The organism is Bacillus sp. FSL K6-0138, assembly GCF_037982765.1.
GTDB classification, from domain to species: Bacteria; Bacillota; Bacilli; order Bacillales; family Bacillaceae; genus Bacillus; species Bacillus glycinifermentans.
Genome location: NZ_CP150286.1, coordinates 1,638,159 through 1,660,067, shown reverse-complemented (window position 1 = coordinate 1,660,067; position 21,909 = coordinate 1,638,159). Strand labels below are relative to the sequence as shown.

At 42.6% G+C, this 21,909-nt stretch carries 17 protein-coding genes and 2 pseudogenes; 2 read left to right on the top strand and 17 right to left on the bottom strand.

Features of this window, described 5'->3' with window-relative positions; all coding sequences use genetic code 11:
• Positions 1–64 precede the first annotated feature (64 nt).
• The 4 genes and pseudogenes from MHB78_RS08925 to MHB78_RS08910 all read right to left on the bottom strand — a co-directional run bounded on the left by MHB78_RS08925 (position 65) and on the right by MHB78_RS08910 (position 8,110).
• Positions 65–1,258 carry a cytochrome P450 gene (locus MHB78_RS08925; protein ID WP_231947367.1) on the bottom strand — a complete coding sequence of 398 codons (1,194 nt, stop codon included), beginning with the start codon at positions 1,256–1,258 and terminating at the stop codon, positions 65–67.
• Positions 1,259–1,469: 211 nt separating this feature from the next.
• On the bottom strand, positions 1,470–4,304 hold the full coding sequence (locus MHB78_RS08920; RefSeq protein ID WP_046131571.1) for an alpha-L-rhamnosidase: 2,835 nt from the start codon (positions 4,302–4,304) through the stop codon (positions 1,470–1,472).
• A 148-nt stretch (positions 4,305–4,452) separates the two neighbouring features.
• Positions 4,453–5,709 (bottom strand): glycoside-pentoside-hexuronide (GPH):cation symporter, encoded by a 1,257-nt coding sequence (locus MHB78_RS08915; protein ID WP_052948538.1) that lies wholly within the window; start codon positions 5,707–5,709, stop codon positions 4,453–4,455.
• Positions 5,710–5,808: 99 nt separating this feature from the next.
• A pseudogene (locus MHB78_RS08910) lies at positions 5,809–8,110 on the bottom strand (glycoside hydrolase family 3 C-terminal domain-containing protein).
• 372 nt (positions 8,111–8,482) lie between these two features.
• On the opposite strand from MHB78_RS08910, the gene MHB78_RS08905 reads away from it, so the two are divergent.
• Positions 8,483–9,526 carry a helix-turn-helix domain-containing protein gene (locus MHB78_RS08905; RefSeq protein ID WP_206659868.1) on the top strand — a complete coding sequence of 348 codons (1,044 nt, stop codon included), beginning with the start codon at positions 8,483–8,485 and terminating at the stop codon, positions 9,524–9,526.
• A 713-nt stretch (positions 9,527–10,239) separates the two neighbouring features.
• Here the strand turns inward: MHB78_RS08905 and MHB78_RS08900 are convergent.
• A pseudogene (locus MHB78_RS08900) lies at positions 10,240–10,589 on the bottom strand (DUF2200 domain-containing protein).
• A 401-nt stretch (positions 10,590–10,990) separates the two neighbouring features.
• Here MHB78_RS08900 and MHB78_RS08895 point away from each other — a divergent pair.
• Positions 10,991–11,323: a hypothetical protein gene (locus MHB78_RS08895; RefSeq protein ID WP_046131569.1), complete on the top strand. Its 333-nt coding sequence runs from the start codon at positions 10,991–10,993 to the stop codon at positions 11,321–11,323.
• Between the two features lie 951 nt (positions 11,324–12,274).
• Here MHB78_RS08895 and MHB78_RS08890 read toward each other — a convergent pair.
• From MHB78_RS08890 to MHB78_RS08835, 12 genes are all read right to left on the bottom strand, one after another.
• Positions 12,275–12,772, bottom strand: coding sequence for an SMI1/KNR4 family protein (locus MHB78_RS08890; RefSeq protein WP_046131568.1), 498 nt, complete (start codon positions 12,770–12,772; stop codon positions 12,275–12,277).
• 264 nt (positions 12,773–13,036) lie between these two features.
• The gene (locus tag MHB78_RS08885) at positions 13,037–13,468 is read right to left on the bottom strand and encodes an SMI1/KNR4 family protein (protein WP_046131567.1); all 432 of its coding nucleotides are present in this window, start codon (positions 13,466–13,468) and stop codon (positions 13,037–13,039) included.
• 255 nt (positions 13,469–13,723) lie between these two features.
• A complete protein-coding gene (gene hxlB / locus MHB78_RS08880; protein WP_046131566.1) occupies positions 13,724–14,281 on the bottom strand; it encodes a 6-phospho-3-hexuloisomerase in 558 nt (185 codons plus the stop codon).
• The gene (gene hxlA / locus MHB78_RS08875; protein ID WP_046131565.1) at positions 14,278–14,910 is read right to left on the bottom strand and encodes a 3-hexulose-6-phosphate synthase; all 633 of its coding nucleotides are present in this window, start codon (positions 14,908–14,910) and stop codon (positions 14,278–14,280) included. The genes hxlB and hxlA overlap by 4 nt, the downstream gene beginning before the upstream one ends.
• 192 nt (positions 14,911–15,102) lie before the next feature.
• Positions 15,103–15,450: a winged helix-turn-helix transcriptional regulator gene (locus MHB78_RS08870; RefSeq protein ID WP_046131564.1), complete on the bottom strand. Its 348-nt coding sequence runs from the start codon at positions 15,448–15,450 to the stop codon at positions 15,103–15,105.
• Between the two features lie 410 nt (positions 15,451–15,860).
• Positions 15,861–17,273 (bottom strand): MBL fold metallo-hydrolase, encoded by a 1,413-nt coding sequence (locus MHB78_RS08865; RefSeq protein WP_046131563.1) that lies wholly within the window; start codon positions 17,271–17,273, stop codon positions 15,861–15,863.
• A 105-nt stretch (positions 17,274–17,378) separates the two neighbouring features.
• Positions 17,379–18,578, bottom strand: a complete 1,200-nt coding sequence (locus tag MHB78_RS08860; protein WP_046131562.1) for an FAD/NAD(P)-binding oxidoreductase — start codon at positions 18,576–18,578, stop codon at positions 17,379–17,381.
• Positions 18,579–18,731: 153 nt separating this feature from the next.
• The gene (locus MHB78_RS08855; protein ID WP_046131561.1) at positions 18,732–19,376 is read right to left on the bottom strand and encodes a response regulator transcription factor; all 645 of its coding nucleotides are present in this window, start codon (positions 19,374–19,376) and stop codon (positions 18,732–18,734) included.
• Entirely contained in the window at positions 19,351–20,442 is a 1,092-nt protein-coding gene (locus MHB78_RS08850; protein ID WP_046131560.1) for a PAS domain-containing sensor histidine kinase, read from the bottom strand. The genes MHB78_RS08855 and MHB78_RS08850 overlap by 26 nt, the downstream gene beginning before the upstream one ends.
• Positions 20,443–20,460: 18 nt before the next feature.
• Entirely contained in the window at positions 20,461–20,796 is a 336-nt protein-coding gene (locus MHB78_RS08845) for a thioredoxin family protein (protein ID WP_046131559.1), read from the bottom strand.
• 43 nt (positions 20,797–20,839) lie between these two features.
• Complete coding sequence (locus tag MHB78_RS08840; protein WP_046131558.1) at positions 20,840–21,619, bottom strand: sulfite exporter TauE/SafE family protein; 780 nt, start codon at positions 21,617–21,619, stop codon at positions 20,840–20,842.
• Between the two features lie 55 nt (positions 21,620–21,674).
• A complete protein-coding gene (locus tag MHB78_RS08835; RefSeq protein WP_046131557.1) occupies positions 21,675–21,902 on the bottom strand; it encodes a sulfurtransferase TusA family protein in 228 nt (75 codons plus the stop codon).
• Between the last annotated feature and the right edge of the window lie 7 nt (positions 21,903–21,909).

Below are 21,909 nucleotides of genomic sequence, written 5' to 3'. Positions count from 1 at the left end.
GCAAAACATATAAAAAACCCCAAGGGTCCTCCCCTTGGGATGATTAGGCCTGATTCACGGCGTCTTAAAACAAAAGAGGTATCTCTTTTAATCCCCGTATAATCATTCCGGGACGCCATTCGAGAAAATCGGCATTTGTTTTCAAACGTAAATCGGGCATGCGGCGCAGCAATGTACCAATGGCGATCTCCCCTTCCAGCCTGGCCAGCGGCGCACCGAGGCAATGGTGGACTCCTTTGCCAAAAGCAAGATGGTTATTCGCCTCACGGGTAATATTAAAGGAATCGGGATCAGCAAATTTTTCCGGGTCACGGTTAGCGGAAGAGAACGAAATAAACAGCATTTCCCCTTTGCGAATTGTTTTCCCTCCCAATTTCGCGTCTTCAGTAGCCCACCTAATATTGCTTACCTCTGCCGGGCCGTCATAGCGAAGCATCTCTTCGATGGCTGAATGAATGAGTTCCGGTTGGTTTTGCAGCTTGGCCTTTTGATCCGGATGGTGCAGTAAAGCCAAAATTCCGTTTCCGATCAAGTTAACGGTCGTCTCATGCCCTGCGATAATAAGAACAAACACGAGGGCGTACATTTCATGCTCGGAAAGAACATCCCCTTCAACCTCTACACTAATCAAATCGCTTATCAAATCCTCTTTCAGCTCTTTTCTTCTTCGCGCAATCAAGTCACGCAAATAATCGACAAAAGCAATCATGACCTCTTCACTTTGTTGTTCAAAATGGGGATTATTCACACCTTCCATAATAACATCAGACCATTTCCTGAATGTATCTTGATCTTCATGCGGAATACCCAGCATTTCACAAATCACAATAATCGGAAGCGGAAAAGCATAGTCTTCGATTAAATTCATTTCCCCTTTATCCTGCACGTTATCAAGAAGTTCGTTTGCTATCTCTTCGATTCGCCCGCGAAGCCTTTCAACCATGCGCGGGGTAAAGGCTTTCTGCACCAAGCGGCGCAAACGCCGATGATCGGCAGGATTCACGCTGAGCAGATTTCTGGAAATAATTTTCTTATGAGGAGGCTCAGCCGGATCATCCGCTTCATTTAAATGAAGCGGATTGGCAATAAACTTTGAATCGCTCAACACCTTTACTGCATCATCATACCGCGTGACGATCCAGGCATAATGACCGCTCGGCAACAGAAAGCGATAAACCGGTTCCTGTTCTCGAACTTCACTGTAGACGGGAAAAGGATTGCGAATGAATTCTTTGTTCAAAAAATCAATTTTCGACACGCTCAGGTTCCCCCTTATTCCTTTTATTCTACATCAGCCATACAACGAACTGCTCTTGGTTGCAGAAAAATCTTGCTATTTTGAATGCAACAGTATCTTAAACGCTCTCTGACATAAATGATATGACTATACAAAGATCATTGTTGAAAAATAAAGTTTAATGATCCCGGAATAGATCTTCGCCTTATAAAGCTGCTAAGAAACCGGCGGGTTAAACCTCTATTTTTGACAACTTATCATCTAATTCATCAAGCAGCTCATCAGGTGCGGCAAATGAAGGATAAGCAGTCAATTCTCTAATCGACGCTTGGGCGGCATGCCCCATGACCTGTGGATCCAAATCGGCAACCATCGGCGAAAGTTCGGCTAAGATACGCTTCGCTTGTCTGTTTTCAAGCAGCTCGCCAAGCGGTGTGCGGGTGCTCAGGCGTTTTATGTACCGGCGGGTGGGGGCGTAAAAGATATTCCACGTCCCGCTGGCCAATTCAATTTGCACGTGTTTTCCCGATTGTATTGTGGGAATTTCAGCATCAGTTATTCTCTGCCCGTTTATTGATATATCCAGAACATTTGCGTCAGGCAGTCTGACCGTGGCTGTCGCATTGAACGGGATCGTAAAAACAAACGATAAATGCCCCTTTTCGTTAAATGTCCACTCGCTCTTATACAGTCCTGCAGCTGATTGAAGCGACGCTTTTACCCATTTCAGTCTAAAATCAGGCTGCGGCGCCAAAAGGGTATGGCGGAAACCTGGTTTTTCCGCGGAAGGATTGATCCCTGCCACCGTCCGATACATCCACTCAACAACGGCACCGTATGCATAATGATTAAGAGAATTCATCCCCGATTCACTCATTTTTCCGTCCGGCTGGATGGAGTTCCACCGCTCCCAAATCGTTGTGGCTCCCATTTTAACCGCATACAGCCAGCTTGGAAAATCATCGTTTAACAACAATGTGTAGGCGATGTCATTGCTTCCAAACGCCGAGAGAACTCGGTTCATAAAAGGTGTGCCGACAAACCCGGTCCGCAGGTGATTCTTATCAAGCCGCAAACGATGCCGCAAATCATCGGCTATGCGCTGTTTATGTTCATCAGGTACAAGATTCATAAACAAAGCAACAGCGTATCCGGTTTGGGTCGGGACAGCCAGCCGCCCATTTTCAGTGAAGAACTCTTTTTGGATGGAGCGCCTGATTTCCGAGGCAAGCTGCCCGTATCGCTTCGCTCCCTCAAGATCGCCGAGGACGGTAGCCGCCTTTGCTACAAGCTCTGCGGAATAACAGTAATACGCGGAAGCAATAAAGGCAGGATCTGTCCCTCCCATTGGCGAATCCGGATCACTGCCGTCAAGCGCCAGCCAGTCCCCAAAATGGAATCCTTCTGTCCATAACCTTCTTTCGCCGGACTCATCATCCGCTTTTTTGATGAAATCAACCCAGCTTTTCATGCTTTTAAACTGCTGTTTCAAAATCGCTTGATCACCGTAATGAAGATACACATTCCACGGAATGACTGTCGCCGCGTCTCCCCACGCGCTTGATCCGCCTCCGTGTACATTGACAGCAGGCACGACCATTGGAACCATTCCGCCGCGTGCTTCTTGCTCTTTTCCCATGTCATAGCAATATTTCCGGAAAAACGCATAAGTGTCCATATTAAAATTCGCCGTTCCGCAGAATACTTGCGCGTCCCCGGTCCATCCCATGCGTTCATCACGCTGCGGACAATCCGTTGGAACGTCTAAAAAGTTACCTTTTTGTCCCCATAAGGCATTTAAAAAAAGACGGTTCACATCTTGATTGCTTGTTTCAATATGACCGATCTGATCCATGTCTGAATAGATGACACAGCCCGTAAAGTCTTCTGGGCGCAACTCCCCGGGCCATCCCTCGACTTTGACATAGCGGAATCCGTAAAAAGTATGGAAGGGGCGCACCGTCCTTTCACGTCCATCTGCTATATAGGTATATTCAGCTTTTGCCGTTCGCAAATTGTCCCGATAAAAACTGCCGTCCTGCAATACCTCTCCGTATTGCAATGTAATGACCGTCCCTTTTGGAGCCCTTGTTCGAAACTGAAGCCACCCAACCATATTTTGTCCGAGGTCTATGACCGTTTCTCCTCGTGGTGTGGAAATGATCTCAATCGGTTGGATTTCTTCTTTGGTGACCACTGGAAGACTCAGGCGGTCCGTTAACCGGTCGTACCCAAGATCAATTTCTTTTACTCCATACTCTTGAATGGTATCCAATGTCGCATCATATATCTCGCCGTCATAAATGTTGCTATCCAGCACTTTGCTTTTCCGCGCATTCCAGCTTAAATCACTCGGAATCACTTCACGTGAACCATCCCGATACACAATATGACATTCACTAATGAACGCAAATCGATCCCCATATAAATTCTCAGCGTTTCCTTCGAATCCAAACCGGCCCTTATACCAGCCGTTTCCAAGCATGACTTCTACAGTATTTTCCCCTTGCTGTACGAGTCGAGTCACATCATAGGTCTGGTACTGTATCCACTTATCATAGGCATTAAAGTGGGGGGCAAGAAATTCGTTCCCCGCCTTTTCGCCGTTGACCGTCATTTCGTATACGCCAAGGCCCGAAGCATAGATCCGAACAGATTCGACTTCTTTGTCTATCGAAAACGCCTTGACTAACACGGGATGCACCGTCGGCTCTAACAGCGGCGTAATCCACTTTGCACCCCATTCCTCATCCATTTTAGCCGTCTCAAACCAAGCTGCTTCACTCACAGCATAGTCCCCATTGTCTGCCCAAACGTGAACACGCCAGTAATAACGCGTCCGCGGTTCCAGTTTGATCGGAAGTTCAAAAGCAAGACTGTCGATATCTCCCCGTTTTCCGCTGTCATATATGACAGCCGTAAAATCTTTATCCGTCGCGACTTCGATTTGAGCAGCGCTTTGTTTTTGCGCCTTCGTATCGATTACCACATATGACACCCGGGGATTTTCAAGCAAAAAGCCTAGAGGATTTGTGATACGGTTTGTTTTCAATTGATGAATTTTCATGTTTTCGGTCCTCCCACACAGTTTCTTTTGCGTTCAGCCAATTCTGCGACAATTTTTGGATGAATGTTATCCAGCTTATAAAACATTAAAAATATTGCTAATAGAATCATAAAAACGAGGGGGATATAGATATTGATCGCTAATACGGCTATATAACCGATTCTGATTGCTCAGCCGCACCTGCAACATAGCCTCCCAAAGCCAAAGTCCAGCCTACAATCGCCGTTCCAAGGCCATTTCCAAGCTTGTCGGCAAACATTCCGCCGCTGGTGGCCAATCCCTCTGTCCGGATGCCAGTCTTCCACTCGCCATACTCTATCGTATCTGCCAACAAAGCAATTCCAATGCCAAGGACGGGAACAGTACCAATCGTTTGCAAAACGCTCCCCGTCATATAGATCACCAGATTGGATGGATCGACTATTTTGATGATCCCGCCAATTATCCCGAGAAAAGCACCGCCAAGAGCAGCATTTCTTTTTCCAAATTTTTTGACCAGCGGCGCAATAAAAAAGAGGGACACCAAAACCGGAAGCGAAGTAGCCGCCCCTATGAGAGCAATTAAATTAACGTCTCCAAAAACATACAAAGCATAATACAATCCCCCGGCGCTCGACATTGCATTTAAAGCTGACATCAACAAACCAACCAGAAATATGAGCACCCAAAATTTATTTCCAAGCAAAACTTTTAAACCGGTAATAAACGATACTTTTGTTTTTACGTCAGATTCATTGTGTGAGCCGACCCGTTCTTTCGTTGAACGAAACGTAACATAGATAAAGCTTCCCGCCATAACGCTCAGAATCAACACAAGAAGAAACCAGGAAATCCGGGTCCCTCCCAGCATATTAAATAGAGGAATAAAAGCAATCGAAACTACCATTCCAGCGGTAAATCCGGGAACCATTTGATAAATACTCATCATCCCACGTTCCTGAGAATCGTTTGACATCAAGGCAATTAACGCATTATATGGAATTCTGATCCCCGTATACATCAAGATAAACAGCAGATTCGTAATGACGGCGTATACGACCTGACCGGTTGTTCCGATATCGGGAACAGAGAATACGAGAATTCCCGATATGCTGAACGGTACGGCCAGCCATAACAGCCACGGGCGCGCCTTTCCGTGTTTTGACCTGGTGTTGTCCACCACATACCCCATTGCCACATCGCTGATTCCGTCAAATATTCGAGAGAGAAAAATAATTGTACCCACAAGACCTGCCGATATTCCAACGATTTCCGTGTAATAATAGGTAAGCATTGTGCTTCCAAGAATCCACAGCGACATAATGCCAAAGGCTCCAATGCCGTAGCCCAGCAAATTTTTATTTGTCAGCGCGGTGTTTGGACCTAGGATATCCGGTTCAGCAAACGCTTCATTTTTAATCTCCATTTTGTCCCCTCCTTTATTTATGAACGATTAAAATCAAGATCAGTGCTGTTTTTTCACCTTATTACGAAAACGCTTTCATTTAATTGCTAAAGCTATCGGTCATTTTGCCGATTGATCCAAAGAAGAAGCTTTTAGATCATTTAATTCAATTAGCAGCTCTTCGATCATTTGATCGGTTATCGACCCATTGCTGTATGAAACAAAAGCACGTAAAGGAGAATATTTAATGATGGCCTCAATCATTTCGGCATTGTCTTGTTCAGCCTGACCGCCTCCGTTGCTTTCCCCCAGCTTCGCTAAAAACCTCGATATTACCGGAGCTGTTACAGGGTCTTCCATTAAATCGCCCGCCAATGTATTGCGATGGAAAGGTTTGATCATGTTAACAGTTGATTCGACTTCAACCGTTTCTTCCAACACAATGTCACTTGATGACTTTCCGATTAAAATGCCAAACGTCCCCGCTTCCACGTGCCAGTTTTTCAGTTCGGTATTGTAGTAAGCAAACGCCCTCTTATCCAATTCAAATGTAACCGTTTTTTCTTCACCGGGCTGAAGGGTGATTTTCTCAAAGCCCCGCAATTCTTTTTCCGGCCTGATAACGGTACTCTCTCTGTCTCTCACATAAAGCTGAACGATTTCTTTTCCGACGGCATCTCCAACGTTCTTTACATTTACAGCCACCGTTAACTTTTCTGTATCGCGCAATTTCCTTTTGTCAATTGATAAGCCGGTATACTCAAAACTCGTATAACTTAATCCATATCCGAACGGGAATAAAGGTTCCAAGTTTTTCGAGTCGTAGTAACGATAGCCGACAAACAGGCCTTCCCGGTATTCGACTCTGTCTCCTTCTCCAGGAAAATTCAAATATGAAGGATTATCATGTAACCGTTTAGGGAACGTTTCCGCAAGTTTCCCGGAAGGATTGGCATCACCGAATAAATATATCGCAAATCGCGCTTCCCAGCGCCTGGCCCCCCAAATATCCTTCAAGCAAGCCTTTCACCTTGCTGATCCAAGGCATCTCAACCGGACCGCCATTGCTTAATACAACGACAATGTTTTGATTAACTTCTGCTGTAGCCTCAATTATTTTTTGTTGATTTTCAGGTATTTGCATATGACTCCTATCGTACCCTTCAGACTCATAGTGGTCCGGCAGACCCGCAAATAAAACAACTGTTTTACATTGACAGGCGGTTTCCTTCGCTTGCTGAATCAGCTGGTCATCTATTGTATCCTTTTCAATGTCATACCCTTTTGCATACATCACTGTGGCGTGAGAACCGGCTGATTTGACAATCTCGTCGTATATGTTCTCAAGATTTGTCGGATTAACGCGTGAGCTGCCGCTCCCCTGATAGCGGGGCGTCTTCGCAAATGCGCCGATCACAGCGATGCTACCTTCTTTTTTCAATGGTAAAATCTGACCTTCGTTCTTTAAAAGAACTATACTTTCAATTGCTGCTTCACGGGCGAGTTCATGATGGGCATCTGGATCGTATGCTGCATTTTCTTTTTTACTTTTGACTGCTTGAAAGATAACCGTTAATATACGCTCAACAGCACTATTTAATGTTCCCTCGGTTATCTTCCCGCTTTTCACCGCTTCAACAATCTTTTGATCGTTCAGTCCGTTTGTCGAAGGCATGTCAAGATCTAATCCCGCAGCTAGCGCTTCTGCACGTTCGTCCACAGCGGACCAGTCTGAAACAACAAATCCCTCAAATCCCCACTCTTCCCTTAGGATGTCATTCAGCAAGTAGTGGTTCTCCGATGCGTATGTTCCGTTGACTTTGTTATATGCGCTCATCACGGTCCAAGGGCGCCCCTTTTTCACAGCGCCTTCAAAGCTGGCCAAATAAATTTCTCTTAATGTTCTTTCATCTACAACTGCATCAATTGACATTCGGCGGTGCTCTTGATTATTGACTGCGAAATGCTTCAACGAAGTTCCTATCCCTTGACTTTGCACCCCTTTTATATGGCTGGCCGCCATCTTTGAAGATAAATAAGGGTCCTCCGAGAAGTATTCGAAATTCCTGCCGCATAGGGGGGAGCGTTTAATGTTTGCACCCGGCCCGAGCAAAATGGAGACACCATTTGCCTGGCACTCTATCCCTAAGGCGGCCCCGACTTTTTCCATCAATTTCAGGTCCCAAGAACATGCCAAACAGGCTGCGGTCGGAAAGCATGTGGCAGGCACACTTTGATGAATCCCCAAATGATCGGCACCTTCTTTTTGTTTGCGAAGACCATGGGGACCGTCTGACAGCATTAGGGACGGGATGTCCAGCCTGTCGATCCCCTTTGTATGCCAAAAATCCGCGCCTGAACATAAGGCAGCCTTTTCCTCTAATGTCATTTGTAAGATCAAGTCATTGATTTTCTTTTTCATGATCGCTGGCTCTCCTTTAAATATAATGTCAAAACACAACCTTTGAACCAATTATCACCTCCAGCTTTCGTATTATTGTAATCGCTTTCAATTATTGAAAATATGATAAACTAAAGATATCTTTTGATAAATTAAGTTTATTTAGGGCCAACAATCATTCCCCTAAAAAAAGGAGTGTGACTTGAACATATGAACATCTCTACAGACCTGGAATTTGTCGAGAAACTGCTTTATAACGCCTACAAAATTCCGACTATCTATTTAGATGCAGACAAAAACGTAGTATTTCAATACCATCTTGAAGCGAAAAATCCCATTAACAACGAAGCATTTATTCACATTATCGAAAAAGATGATGAACTTCGTTTTCCCTTGCTGAAAGTAACGAATTTTCTGGAGAACTACATTTTCATTCACCTTGACAAAAATTACGAAAGATCAGGAACATTCGTTCTTGGCCCCTCGCTATCGTTGAATATAACGAAAGAAATGACAGCAAGGATGGTTCACGATTACAAAATTCCCTTGAACAGACAGAGTGATTTACTGCAATATTTCAACAATGTAGTAAAAATTAGCCGCATGGAACTTCTTCATGCCGCCCAGCTCGCATATTTTCTGCTATTTCATGAAAAAATCGACGAGGCAGCACTTTCCCTTTCAGTTAAAGCAAACGCAGAAAAAATGGAGGGAGCTATTGAAAAACAGCTTTACACCCGTCGGATAAATAGAGCTTTCCACATGGATCTTTATCATGAGCAATATATCTGGCAGTGTATTAAAGAAGGGAACAAAGACAAATTGGCCGAACATTTAAAAGGACTGAACATCGACGGAGTTGGTGTTCTATCTAAGAAAAGCCACCTTCGCCATACAAAAAATCACGCAATCATCGCTGTCGCACTCGCAACAAGGGCGGCTGTCGAGGGTGGCTTATATGAAGAAATCGCATTTACAATGAGCGACATCTCTATTCAGCGGATTGAAGATGCCAAGGAGGTCAATCAGATTAATCTTTATGTTCAGCAGTATCTTTATGAGTTAATCGACAAGGTGTTGACCAATAAAATGATCGATCAATCAAAACCCATAAGAATATGTAAAAACTATGTCTTTAAACACATATACGAAAAAATATCGATTGAAGATCTCGCCCAAACCATTCATTTGAATCCTATTTATCTGTCACAGTTGTTTAAAAAGGAGACCGGACTTTCTCTCGGCAAATACATTCAAAAGGAAAAAATAAAAGAAGCTAAAAAACTGCTTGTTCAATCCGATGCTTCCATCGCGGAAATATCTTCGCTTCTACACTTCAGTGATCAAAGTTATTTTGCGAACGCATTCAAAAAGCATACGGGTTTGACTCCAAGCCAATATCGAAATAATCCTTGTTCAACAAACGCCCTCTCTTAACTGCTGCAATTTGCAGGAAACATCAACGTTTTGAAAAGAACCAAGATCCTTTGACTGGAATCATAGTCGATCAAGTTTTAAAAAACATAGAACAAACGACAACAAGCAATATGCAATATAAAGTAAAATGAACGATTGATATAGCGAAGCCAAAGCCGACAGTATTCCAATATTCGGCTTCCCGAGGATGTGCTATTGCATGATCCAAGCAATTAAACAATACTCTTTAATGTTCGCTCCTCCGATTTCTCCAGAATATGGGTTATTCACTTAAAATTTTTATGAAAATTCCGTTATTCATTGAAGGCGGCGATATTGCATCAAACGATCGTGATAATTTCCATCCAAGCAGAAACACACCAATTCCATTTGATATATTCAAGCCGCCATATCTCAATTTACTTTATTTATGTCTATATGACATGAAGCCGGGTCCGCACCTAAAAAACCTCCCGTTACATATGCGTGAGGCTAAAACTCAATTTTAATATTTTGAGAATCACTGATTTTCTTGTGCTTTTTTATCAAAGACGTCTCAAGGCTTTGAAATAAGGATTGATCAAAAGCATTTCACAGAAAACCCATTTTAGAACAAATAAAAAGAATCCATTTCGAAAAATGTTTGATCAAAATGGATTTCTCCTTTTGCGAATTAGTATACATTTTTTATAAAAAGTTTGATCAAAAATGGAATCAGTGTCTCTTCGTCATTATTATTTCCGCAAAATCTTCTCCATCGCCTTTTCCTTAGCTAGCTCGTCGATTAGTTTATCCAAATAGCGAATTTCCTGCATTGTTGATTCTTTAATATCTTCCACCCGGACGCTGCAGACTACACCTTTGATCAAAGCCCGAGAAGGTTTCAATTGGGGTGCTTCCGCAAAGAAAGTCTCAAAGTCTGTCTTTTTTTCCAGTTGTACTTCTAACTCTTCCTGACTATATCCCGTCAACCAACGAATGATTTCATCGACTTCAGCTTTTGTACGCCCTTTTTCTCTGCTTTCGAAATATAATAGGGATAGACTCTTGCGACACTCATTGTATAAATCTGATGTTTGGTCATGGTACATCCTCCCTTATGTTAAATGGCCCGTTTGTTAAATTGACACAAATAAGTACTACACTTTCTCTACAAAAAGACAGTGTCTTTACCGACTAAGACTTCAGGAAAGGTTTGGTGAATGAAGATCCATGAGTCTAACACTGTATTAGCCGCAATCTTTACTTAACTCAATTGGACACTATGATCTGAAACATGAGCTACGCATGTCAAGAGACACACGACTCATATCCGCTCCGATCTTCTCCGCTAATTCGGTCACCTATTTCTTTCTGTCAAACCACTCCTCCATCCGATCAAAACGCTTATTCATATTTCAAACTAAGCCAATCAACAGGATAAGAATTACTTTAAATTCTTTGTGGATAATGGTACCATAAAAACAAAATAATGGGGTGGTCTTTTTGGCGAAAAATAATGATATTACAGATATATTCAAACAATCTGTGAAGCTGCTTTGTAAAGTTAACAATATTTCTCCCCGAAAACCTAGATTTGAAACTATCTACAAATTTGTCATTATTAGGGTTAAGAACCATCTAAAAGATGGGGTAGACTTAGATTGTTTTCATATTTTAAACCTGATTTACCGAATAGTCGGACCTTTTGGGATAAAATTCACTCAACATTTATGGCTCTTTCCAGATTCAAAAGGGGTGGACAGAATAGATGTATCCTTTGAAAAAAAGGATTATGATGCTTTAAATGCAAAAATGAGAGAAATGACGGGAACATAAAACAGAGCAACCCCCTTATCCTGCTCTCTTACTTGATGTACCTATATGAAAAGGATCCGACGAATGGAATTTATTTTATCTTTCGTTTTTATACTTGTATTTAATTCTGGTGCTTCAAAGCGCGATTATCACTGTTATTGACTATGGTTTTATAAAAAGCCGGTCGTCTGCTTTCATGAGTGAAAAGAGGATGTGAAAATTAAGAAGGGTATGATTCTTTTATGAAAGGTCTTTGGATTTTTTTGAGTTGTGCTGTGATTGGAGTACTAATGAACACGATCAAAGAAAATTTCCCGCCTACTGTGACAACAATTGTTTTAGTCGGTTTTGGGGCCGCTTGTCTGATACTTGACCGAATTAAAAGCAAGAGGAATCAAGACCAGAGTGACAAAAAGTATGAGTCTATATGGTGGACTGCAACATTACTCGTATTTCTGCTAATAATTTTAAATAATACTGTTATAAAAATTGAGATTTTAACTGTTATTATTGCGGTTGCATACATAGTATTCATGGTGATTGTTAGGAGTAGACTGTAGAAAGCTAAAACAGATTAAGCAGGCCCCGTGGCATGCTTCGATCAATCTCGATATCTCTTGGCCGGCCTCTTGTTTGACGGGCTGTTCTGGATTCAATGACATCCTTCATGCTCTCTTTCTTCCGCAAATTCAAAACGGCCGACAATCAGCTGTACAACAAACCATGTGTAAAAGATCAGCAACCCCTCAGGCTATCCATCTTGACTAAATATTCACGTTCGTTTTTCTTGTCTCTAATCATATTACAAAGTGATATCGGATTCAAATAAAGAAACTCCGAAAGGAAAAAGCTAACATTTTCCTCTAAATAATAAAAATGAATGTCAAAGGTGTCTATGGCCGACCTGATAACAATAATGTTTATCCTTAAATCCTACAGCCATTGGATCTTACTCAAAAGAATTTAACAGTGTTATTCTTCCTCATCATATGCATCCCCAAGTGATTGAAAATCACTCTCCAACCAATACCAATAATGCCCCCTGTTCCTGATGAGTCTTTCGAACAAATCTGTAAACGAGGCAGCTACAATTTGTGACTCTCCAATGAGAGCATGCCGGTCAAAGAAGCTATCATAGCACCTTCCTAGTCTCTTTTTATGAAGGTCAATTGTCAAATATTCATCCTTACCGTCATTACATATCATATACCAATTTGAAGAGATGTCTTCTTCACATAGTTCTCCGACAATTACCGGGTTGGCCAAGACAAATTCTTCCGGGGACACAATGTGAATAGGATATTCTTCATTCTCATATAGCGATACTCCACCACAAAGTCGATAGAACTCTTTTACATCTTCGGGTAGAATATGCTTCGTCTGATCAATTTCCGGTAACCCTGCAGGTTTATGAATTCGACAGTTAGGTAAAGATTTTATTTCAGTAATGAATTGATTTATTTTTGACATCTATTTTCCCTCCCTAACATATTGATTGAATGCTCTGTAATACTCTTGTCTTGGGGATCTTGGAACTTGTGCTGCATCAAACATATTTTCAGTTAATTCTGTATCTCCCCACTTCCTTGCTTCCAATCATCCTCGCCTTTTCAAATATAATACTTTGAATAAATTCATCACTTGAATCTGTTGCTTTTTTTATGATTAACACGCTACGAAAAAGCACCCGGTAATGGGGTTTCTCATATTGGCCAGATTTTCTCCAGGTACCAATCAACCTTCTAATATTTTCTCTATTCCTGTGTCATAAATTAATAAGTCATTTAAAGATGGAGCAACTTTCACAGCCTCTTCTGCATCTAAATCTCCAAACCCCACTATATATAGCCCAAAGCCATCTTTTCCTTCGAAAAAAATAAGAGCATTTCCACCTTCATCATCTCCCACTGCAAGAGAATCTGGTATGTAGTCTTGTATTTCATAGGATTCATTCATTTCAACACAACCCGCAGGGCTCCATATACGTATGTGTTTTTCTCCAGCAACATTTATTTCAACTTCTGTCGCTTCACTCACTATGTCTAAATAATCGGGTGGTACATTGATAGGCGAGAATTCTACTAATGATTTAATTTCTTCCTTGTTAGCAGGAGCTTCTTGTGCATCAATTGAAAAACGAGAGCTGATTTTACCGAGCACAGTCATTTCAATTCAATCCTTTCATATTTACTCCACTTATCTAACATCCTATACTGTTGTTCAAGTTTCAATGGTTTTTCTCGAAAATCCTGCCCCTTTCAAATCTTCCACAGTGTAGTTGCGTTCTTCTTGTAAAGACGACAGTTTGGAGAAGTAATGTTTCATATTAGCCATTTCTTAATGTATACTGAATTACACCTTCACAGAAAAAAGGCGCAACATCCCTTATGAAATTTGCGCCTTTTCTTTACTAATACATATCTATTCAAGATTTGCATGATTCCCATACATGTGCTGAGTATTCAGCCCTTTCATCTCCATCATTCGCAATATGGCGGCATCGTAAAACAGTAAAAGAGTTTGTTCAAAAAGCGACCCCATTGGTTGAATGGTCTGTTTATCGCTTGCCGCTGTATCTTTCGGTGAACCGGGCAGCTGCACGATATAATCAGATACTTCAGCTATTGGTGAGTCCGGAGTAATTGTAACTGCTGCTACGGCACCTCCGATATCTTTTGCCTTTTTCGCCATGTGAAGCAAACTTTCGGTTTTTCCTGATCCTGTGCCTACGATAAGCAAGTCTTTCTCTGTAAATGAAGGTGTTACTGTTTCTCCAGTAACATACGCATGAATACCCATGTGCATTAATCTCATAGCAAATGACTTCCCCATGAAACCAGAACGGCCTGCACCGGAAACAAACACTTTTTCTGAAGATAAAATACTGGATATTAAATTCTCTATTCCTTCCTCTTGAATACGAGAAGTTGCATGATTCAGTTCTGCGATGATCGCTTGTAAATAATCATAAGTCGTCATGATTGTTGAATCATCTGCTTCATTTCTGCGGCTGCTGCCGCTTTATCATCTTGATTTGCAATACCGCCGCCAACGATAATCAAATCAGGGTTTAATTTAACGACTGCGGGCAATGTGTCCAGCTTAATACCGCCTGCAATAGCCGTTTTTGAGTTTTTTACTACATTCTTAATTGTCATTAAGTCTTCAAATGAATTTTGGCCAATGGCTTGAAGATCATAGCCCGTATGCACGCAAATATAATCCACACCAAATTCATCTAATTCCTTGGCGCGCGCTTTAATATCTTTAATCCCAATCATATCCACCAAGATTTCTTTGCCTTGAGCTTTTGCCTCTTCTACAGCGCCTTTAATAGACATGTCTTCAGCAGCTCCTAAAATGGTAATGATATCGGCTCCTGCTTCTGAGGCTTTCATTACTTCATACCCGGCCGCATCCATAATTTTAAGGTCTGCCAGCACTTTCAAATTCGGGAAAGCATCTTTCACCTCTTTTACTGCACGGAGTCCTTCATTTATCACAACCGGCGTACCGATTTCTACAATGTCAATGTATTCTTCTACTTCTTTTACCACCTTGATGGCTTCCGGTATATTGACTAAATCTAATGCTAACTGTAATTCCAATTATAAGTCACCCCTGTTTTTAAATTATCAATATGAATTCCGCGGATGATTCTCTTGATATTTCTCTTACAAGACGAGTATAGCAAGAGGGATGACACCTTTATAGTACGCACTTTTTTTTACATACTATACTTTTACTCATATGGTATAGAAAAAGATACTGTTTCCAAAACAGTATCTCAAGCCAACCATCTATTTATCATCTTTAAAAAAATTAGTTTCTATATAATTTTTACCCCACTCATACATAGCCTCAATTATAGGCATTAAACTTTCTCCTTGTTTTGTAAGAGAATATTCAACCTTTGGGGGAACAACCGGATATACTTCCCTATGTACAATATGATCTTCTTCTAATTCACGCAGCTGATTCACCAGCATTCTTTGAGTAATGCCGGGCATCAGAGCTTTCAGTTCCCCAAACCTTTTCGTACCTTCTTTTCCCAGAAACCACAATATCAGCATTTTCCACTTTCCTCCGATAATGTTGAGCGTTAACTCTTTTTCGCAATTAAATGTTTTATTTTCCATCCGTGACATTTGATCACTCCTTATCTAACTTGCAGTAAATTAAAATATAATTTTCATGATAAACCATGACATAATTGTAAAAAGATTTTATCTAATTAATCAATCATGGTGCTTTTTAATTGGCATGACTAAGAAATTATTTAAAGTTGCGGCAAAAGATTTGAAATGCCCATCCTCAGGCGGCCGCTTCGGACCTGGCTTGAAATCAAAGAGAAACATCAGGGCGGGGTTATGATCCCGGAGTGAGAAGCGTTTGCCGATGAAGATGTTTCATGCGTTTTATCGGGCGGAGAAGAAGGGAAAATAATATCGGTAAAGAGGCCGGGAGGATGAGAATTTCGGCCTCTTTCATCTTTTTCTAGAATAACGCTTTAATAGAATTCCATGCACTTGATTAAAGCTCAAATGGCTGACCCTTGTCACACGATCGCAAGCCCGGCTTTCTGCCACTGAACAATGCCGCCGCTCAAGCTCAATACCTGTTTGAAACCGCCGTCAGCTTGCAGGATGCTGGCTCCAATGGCGGACCGGGCTCCGGAACGGCATTGCACAAGGATCGGACAGTCTCTTTTAATTTCATCCAGCCGTTCCGGGAGCGTCCCCAGCATGATGTGCTGCGCATTCGGAATGTGACCTTCCTGCCATTCAGTCAGATTGCGGACATCAAGGACGTGCACGAATCCGTCTTCCACCAATTTAGCAATATCCAATGGTGTTATCTCCGTGTATGATTCAAGTTCAAAAGCGCCGCTTTCCAGGATTTTGCCGCTGTCCATAAACCCTGCCACATTGTCAATGCCTACAGAGCGCAGCGCTTCCAGGAGTTCGTTCACTTTATCCGGATTCGTTATGAAGGACACAGGACGATTGTAGTCAATGAGCCAGCCTGCCCAGTTCGTAAACGCCTTGTTGAATGGAATGTTGATCGTGCCTTTGATATGCCCTTCAGCAAATTCCCGGGAAGGGCGGGTATCCACAATTTGCCCTTTTTTCTGTAAATCTTTCACCTGCTCAATTGAAGCGATCTCTGGAACAGCAGACAGATCTTTAAGCAACGCTGGGCCTTCTTTATTCACGCGTTTCATCACGGCAAAATATTTTGGCGGTTCTGGCTGTCCATCAAGCAAAGCTTTTACGAATTCCTCTTCATCGGTGCAAGCCATTGCCCAGTTAAACAGCTTTTCGTAGCCGACAGTCGAAGTCGGAATCGCTCCCAATGCCTTGCCGCAAGCGCTGCCTGCGCCATGTGCCGGCCAGACCTGCATGTAATCCGGGAGTTGTTTAAACTTCATGAGGGACTTGAACATCTCTCTTGCCCCCGATTCTGACGTTCCCTTGATCCCAGCCGCTTTTTCCAGCAAGTCGGGTCTGCCGATGTCGCCTACAAAGACGAAATCTCCCGTAAAGATGCCGATTGGACGATCAGCATTTCCTCCGCGGTCCGTCAACAGGAAAGAAATGCTTTCCGGGGTATGGCCGGGGGTATGCATCACCTCAAACATCAGGTTTCCGACGGAAAAGCGATCACCGTCTTTCACAAGTTGATGTTTCAATCCATCAATATATTGATATTTCCAATCTGCATCGCCCTCATCGGAAAGATACAGCTTCGCTTGGTGTGTCACGCCGAGTTCGCGGGCACCGGAAACAAAATCGGCGTGAATATGGGTTTCTGCGGCTGCTGTGATGTGCAGCCCTTCATCTTCGGCTGCTTGTAAATATGGCTTTAGATTGCGGCCGGGATCAATGATAATTGCCTCCCCTGTTTTTTGGCAGCCGACCAGATAGGATGCATGGGCCAGCTTTTCATCGTAAAAGTAGCGCAACAACATGTTGTATTCCTCCCCTTGAATCATCATTTATTTTAAGAAAACTGTTTTGGAATCCTGCATCATGCACATCATCCAAATACACTTGCCGTTACCTTTTGTCCTCTCTTACATCAGTCCTTTTAACATGCCATTCCAATAAATGACGGGAAGCAATCTTCTTTTTAACAGGTACATGCTGAATCGTTCTTTGGACTGATCAAATGGAAACGTTTCTTGCGGCTCCTTGTGATAGTCAAACTCGGCCAGCACGAGTTTGTTGTAGCCTGTAACCAAGGGGCATGAGGTATATCCATCGTACCTTGCATCTAATGAAGATCCTTTTATCAGGGACATCAGATTTTGCACCAAAACCGGAGCCTGTTTGCGAATCGCCGCCCCTGTTTTGGACGTCGGCAGGTTAGAACAGTCTCCAATTCCGAAAACATTGGCAAACTTTTTGTGCTGCAAAGTGTACGGATCAACATCGACCCATCCGCCGGCATCCGCCAATGCGCTTTCTTTTATAAATAGAGGCGCTTTCATCGGCGGAGTCACATGAAGAAGATCGTATGTTAATACTTCCTGTTCCCCAGTCTCCAGATTCTCGAACAGGGCTTCTTTTGAATCAGGCCGAATTTCGACCAGGTTTCGTTTGTACATCGTTTGAATGTCCTTGCGCCGGACGACTTTTTCGAGCGCATTTGCATATTTGGGGGCATCAAAAATGATTGATTTAGCCGATGCAAAAATAATCTCCGACTGATTGCGAACATTTGACTTGCGGAAATAGTCGTCTGCCAAGTACATAATTTTCTGCGGAGCTCCCCCGCATTTCACGGGAGAATCCGGATGAGTGAAAACGGCGGTTCCGCCTTTAAAGTTGCGGATGTTTTCCCAAGTGCTGTCTACCGTATCGTACGAGTAGTTGCTGCAAACCCCGTTTTTTCCGACCGCATCTTTCAAACCTTTGACCCCGTCCCAATCGATTTGCAAACCGGCTGCTGCAACAAGATAATCATAGGAAACGATCGTTCCTTGTTTTGTAAGGAGTGTGTTCTGATCCGGCCGAAACTCCGTTACAGCATCGCTGATCAAGTCAACCCCGGCAGGAATCAGGGAAGCCAGATCGCGCTCCGACTCTTCCTTCTTCGCTGCCCCGCCTCCAACCAATGTCCACAAAGGCTGGTAGTAGTGCTTTGTTTGCGGGTCAATGATGGCAATTTGTCCTTTGAATTTTTTAGAAGCCCGGACGAGGCGGGCCGCGACACAGATGCCGGCAGTCCCAGCACCGACAATGACAACGGAATAACGAACTTGTCTTGCCATAGTCAACCCCCTTATGCTTTTAGAAAGTTGATGTTTTTCGTAAAGATGCATATCACTGTTTTTAAGGTAACACTGATCTCCCTTTTTCTATATAGGGGAACTCCCCTACTTTTATGTGAGCCCCGTCTTCTCAAGCTGACAAAAGGCAGTCTGCTACAACGCCAGATCCAGATATTTGTTTTTAATCGCATATTGGATCAATTCGTGTTTCGAGTCCAGCTCTAACTTTTGCATGATATTCGTTTTGTGGTTTTCCACGGTTTTGACGCTGATCGAGAGTTTATCGGCAATCTCTTTATTGGCATAACCCAGCACAATGAGTCTGACAATCTCCTTTTCGCGAACAGTTAAAACAGAAGGCGGCTTTTTGGACTCTGAATTCAGCCATTGTTTAATGATGTCTTCGGATACAGATGTCTTGTAAAAGCGTTTTCCTCTGTGCACCTCGACAATCGCCTGATAAAGCAACTGATAATCGCTGTTTTTCAAGACGTACCCATGGGCCCCCACCTCGATCGCTTTATGGACAAAAATTTCTTCATCATGTATTGTCAAAATTACGATTTTAACAGATGGATTCAACTTTCGGATCTCACTGCTCGCTGTGAACCCATCCAATCCATTTGGCATCGACAAATCCATCAGCACTACATCCGGTTTCAGCTGACCGGCCTTGAGGACGGCTTCGTTGCCATTGTGGCTTTCTCCAACAATTTCGATTTCAGAAAAACCTTCCAAAAGCACGCGAATTCCCTTGCGAATCATCATGTGGTCATCGACCAGCAATACCCTGATCACTCTCCTTCCCCTCCTTATACTGTACTTTCACTTTAATAGACGTACCTCTCTGAAGTGCGGAGTGAATACGAAGACTTCCTTCCATCTGATCGACTCTCTCTTTCATATGTTTGAATCCCAGACCTTCCTCTGTCAGCTCGCGCTCAAAACCGATGCCATTGTCCTGAATCATTAAAACGAGTTCACCGCCTTCTTTGTACAGTATGACTTCAATAAGTGTCGCCTGCGAATATTTCAGGGCGTTATGCAGCGCTTCCTGGATCACGCGGTACAAATTGATTTCCAAACTCGGCAGCAAGCGATTGCTGACATTGCTTGAGGCAAATGTAATAGAAACATCTTTATGCGTCTTGTTTAAACCGGAAACAAGGTGCTCGACAGTAGGGATCAACCCCAGTTGATCCAGACTATGCGGACGCAGCTGAAGAGAGTAGAGCTTGATGTCTTGTATCGCCTTTTCCAGTTCATCGATGATTTCCTGCATGTATTCTTTAAATGTATCTTCCTGCTTCATGCGCGATCGAATCGCTTGAATGCCTACTGAAACCGAATAAAGCGATTGCCCTACACCGTCGTGCAGTTCCTGGGCCAACCGCTTGTGTTCGTTTTCCTGGGCTTCTAACGTTTTTTGCAGAACGAGCTTGGAGATCCTGGCTTCCTCTTCCTTTTTCTTCATCGTTAAATCTTTCAGGACCAAAAGGACTTCTTTTTGATCCCCGTTTTCATAAATGACCGCCGTACTCATCTCCATGTCGACGAATCGCCCCTCATAGGTGGGCATTGAGGAAAGAAAATACGGAATTTCCCGCTTGGCCAGCAAATAACAACGCTCTTCTCCCTCTTCCAGTTTTCTCGTTTGGCAGTAGGAACAGTACGGAACCTTGCCCCCTACTTTCCATCCCGTCATCTTCTTTGCGGACGGATTCATCACCAGTATCCTGCGTTCCTGATCCATCATGATGATTCCATCCTGCAAATGGTCGAAGATCTGCCTGAAATAGCCGCTTTCCATTGATTTTCCTTCTTCTTTATACCGTTCAAAAAAAGTCGGGTTTTGACACATCATGGACCCTCCCTCAGCTATCTATTCCTCGTACAATCGATAGACCCTCTTTAACTTCTGTTCAAACTGGTCAAAATGAACAAAACGCGCTTCTCTTAGAAATTCGGTTCCCTCAATAAACAAAAGAAGTACAGGAACTGTGAAGACTGAAAACCTGCCTGCAACCTCCTCCACTATATCAGCATCGATGTGTCCCAATTTGATCTTCGGAAATTGAGCGAGCAGTGCTCTAAGCTGCGGCAGAACAGCGTGGCATACTGTGCATTGAGGCCTTGATATATATATAAAACTTAATTTATGATCGTTTACGAATTTTTCAATTGAAATCATTGAAGTTAACTCTATAACCTCTTTCATCCAATTCCTCCTTCAAAACCGATAATTTAGAAAACCTTAAACATTAATGTAAGATATCAAACCAAATTTTCACGGTTGTAATCAAAATAACGAATATCAGAATACCTTGAAGAACTTTAGCATTCACCCTCTTGCCAATTAAAACACCTATCGGGGATGCCACTAGGCTGGCAGCTATTATAACCAAAGCCGGCATAATAGGAACATGTCCAATGACGAGCTTTGCGGCTGTTGTTCCAATCGATGAAATAAATGTAACTGCGAGTGATGTCGCGATTGTGGTTCGTGTAGGGATTTTTAAAACGACTAACATTAGCGGAACAAGCAGAAAAGCGCCGCCGGCACCGACAATGCCTGAAGCCAAGCCGACTGCGAAAGTGATTACCGAGGTTAATATCTTTGGAAAACGAACGTGATCACTTTGACGACCTTCTGTACCTGTCTTTGGAATAAACATCATGACTGCGGCGATTATCGCCAATATTCCGTAAACCAAGTTTATGACATCTTCAGAGAAAAAATGTGACCCATAACCGCCGATCATACTTCCCATTAAAATACTTAATCCCATAATGGTGATAAGTTCTTTATTTAAGTAACCGCCTTTCCGGTAAGCCCATACACCGGAAAACGTTGCAAAAAAAACCTGGACTGCCACAATACCCGAAACCTGGTAAGCATTAAAGCCTGTAAATCCAAATAACACAGGTATGTATAATAACAAAGGGTAATTAATAATGGCTCCCCCAACACCAAGCATCCCGGACATAAAAGAACCAACTAATCCGATTAAAAATAGTAGAAGAATAAAAGATATGCCCACTAACTTTCCTCCTTTCCGTCAATTAAAAGGGGGAATAGCCCCCCCTTTATCACATTTAACCTTTTTTAATCCAAAACTTTAATACGCCATCTTCTTCTGTATCTTTAAGCAACTCATGACCGCCTGAATTAGCCCATGCTGTTAGATCGCTTTTTGCCCCTTTATCAGTGGCATGTACTTCTAACACTTCTCCGGATTGCAATTCATCAATAGCTTTTTTTGTTTTTACAATCGGCATTGGGCATGCGAATCCTTTAGCATCTATTATTTTATTTGATTTCATTTTTTAT

Coding starts and splice junctions, on each gene's coding strand:
- hxlB (WP_046131566.1), bottom strand. CDS start 14,281: ATGACGACTTATGATTATTTACAAGCGATCATCGCAGAACTGAATCAT.
- MHB78_RS08890 (WP_046131568.1), bottom strand. CDS start 12,772: ATGTCAAAAATAAATCAATTCATTACTGAAATAAAATCTTTACCTAAC.
- MHB78_RS08870 (WP_046131564.1), bottom strand. CDS start 15,450: ATGTCACGGATGGAAAATAAAACATTTAATTGCGAAAAAGAGTTAACG.
- MHB78_RS08850 (WP_046131560.1), bottom strand. CDS start 20,442: ATGATGTGTCAAAACCCGACTTTTTTTGAACGGTATAAAGAAGAAGGA.
- MHB78_RS08860 (WP_046131562.1), bottom strand. CDS start 18,578: ATGGCAAGACAAGTTCGTTATTCCGTTGTCATTGTCGGTGCTGGGACT.
- MHB78_RS08835 (WP_046131557.1), bottom strand. CDS start 21,902: ATGAAATCAAATAAAATAATAGATGCTAAAGGATTCGCATGCCCAATG.
- MHB78_RS08845 (WP_046131559.1), bottom strand. CDS start 20,796: ATGAAAGAGGTTATAGAGTTAACTTCAATGATTTCAATTGAAAAATTC.
- MHB78_RS08915 (WP_052948538.1), bottom strand. CDS start 5,709: ATGGAGATTAAAAATGAAGCGTTTGCTGAACCGGATATCCTAGGTCCA.
- MHB78_RS08865 (WP_046131563.1), bottom strand. CDS start 17,273: ATGTTGTTGCGCTACTTTTACGATGAAAAGCTGGCCCATGCATCCTAT.
- MHB78_RS08920 (WP_046131571.1), bottom strand. CDS start 4,304: ATGAAAATTCATCAATTGAAAACAAACCGTATCACAAATCCTCTAGGC.
- MHB78_RS08885 (WP_046131567.1), bottom strand. CDS start 13,468: ATGACTGTGCTCGGTAAAATCAGCTCTCGTTTTTCAATTGATGCACAA.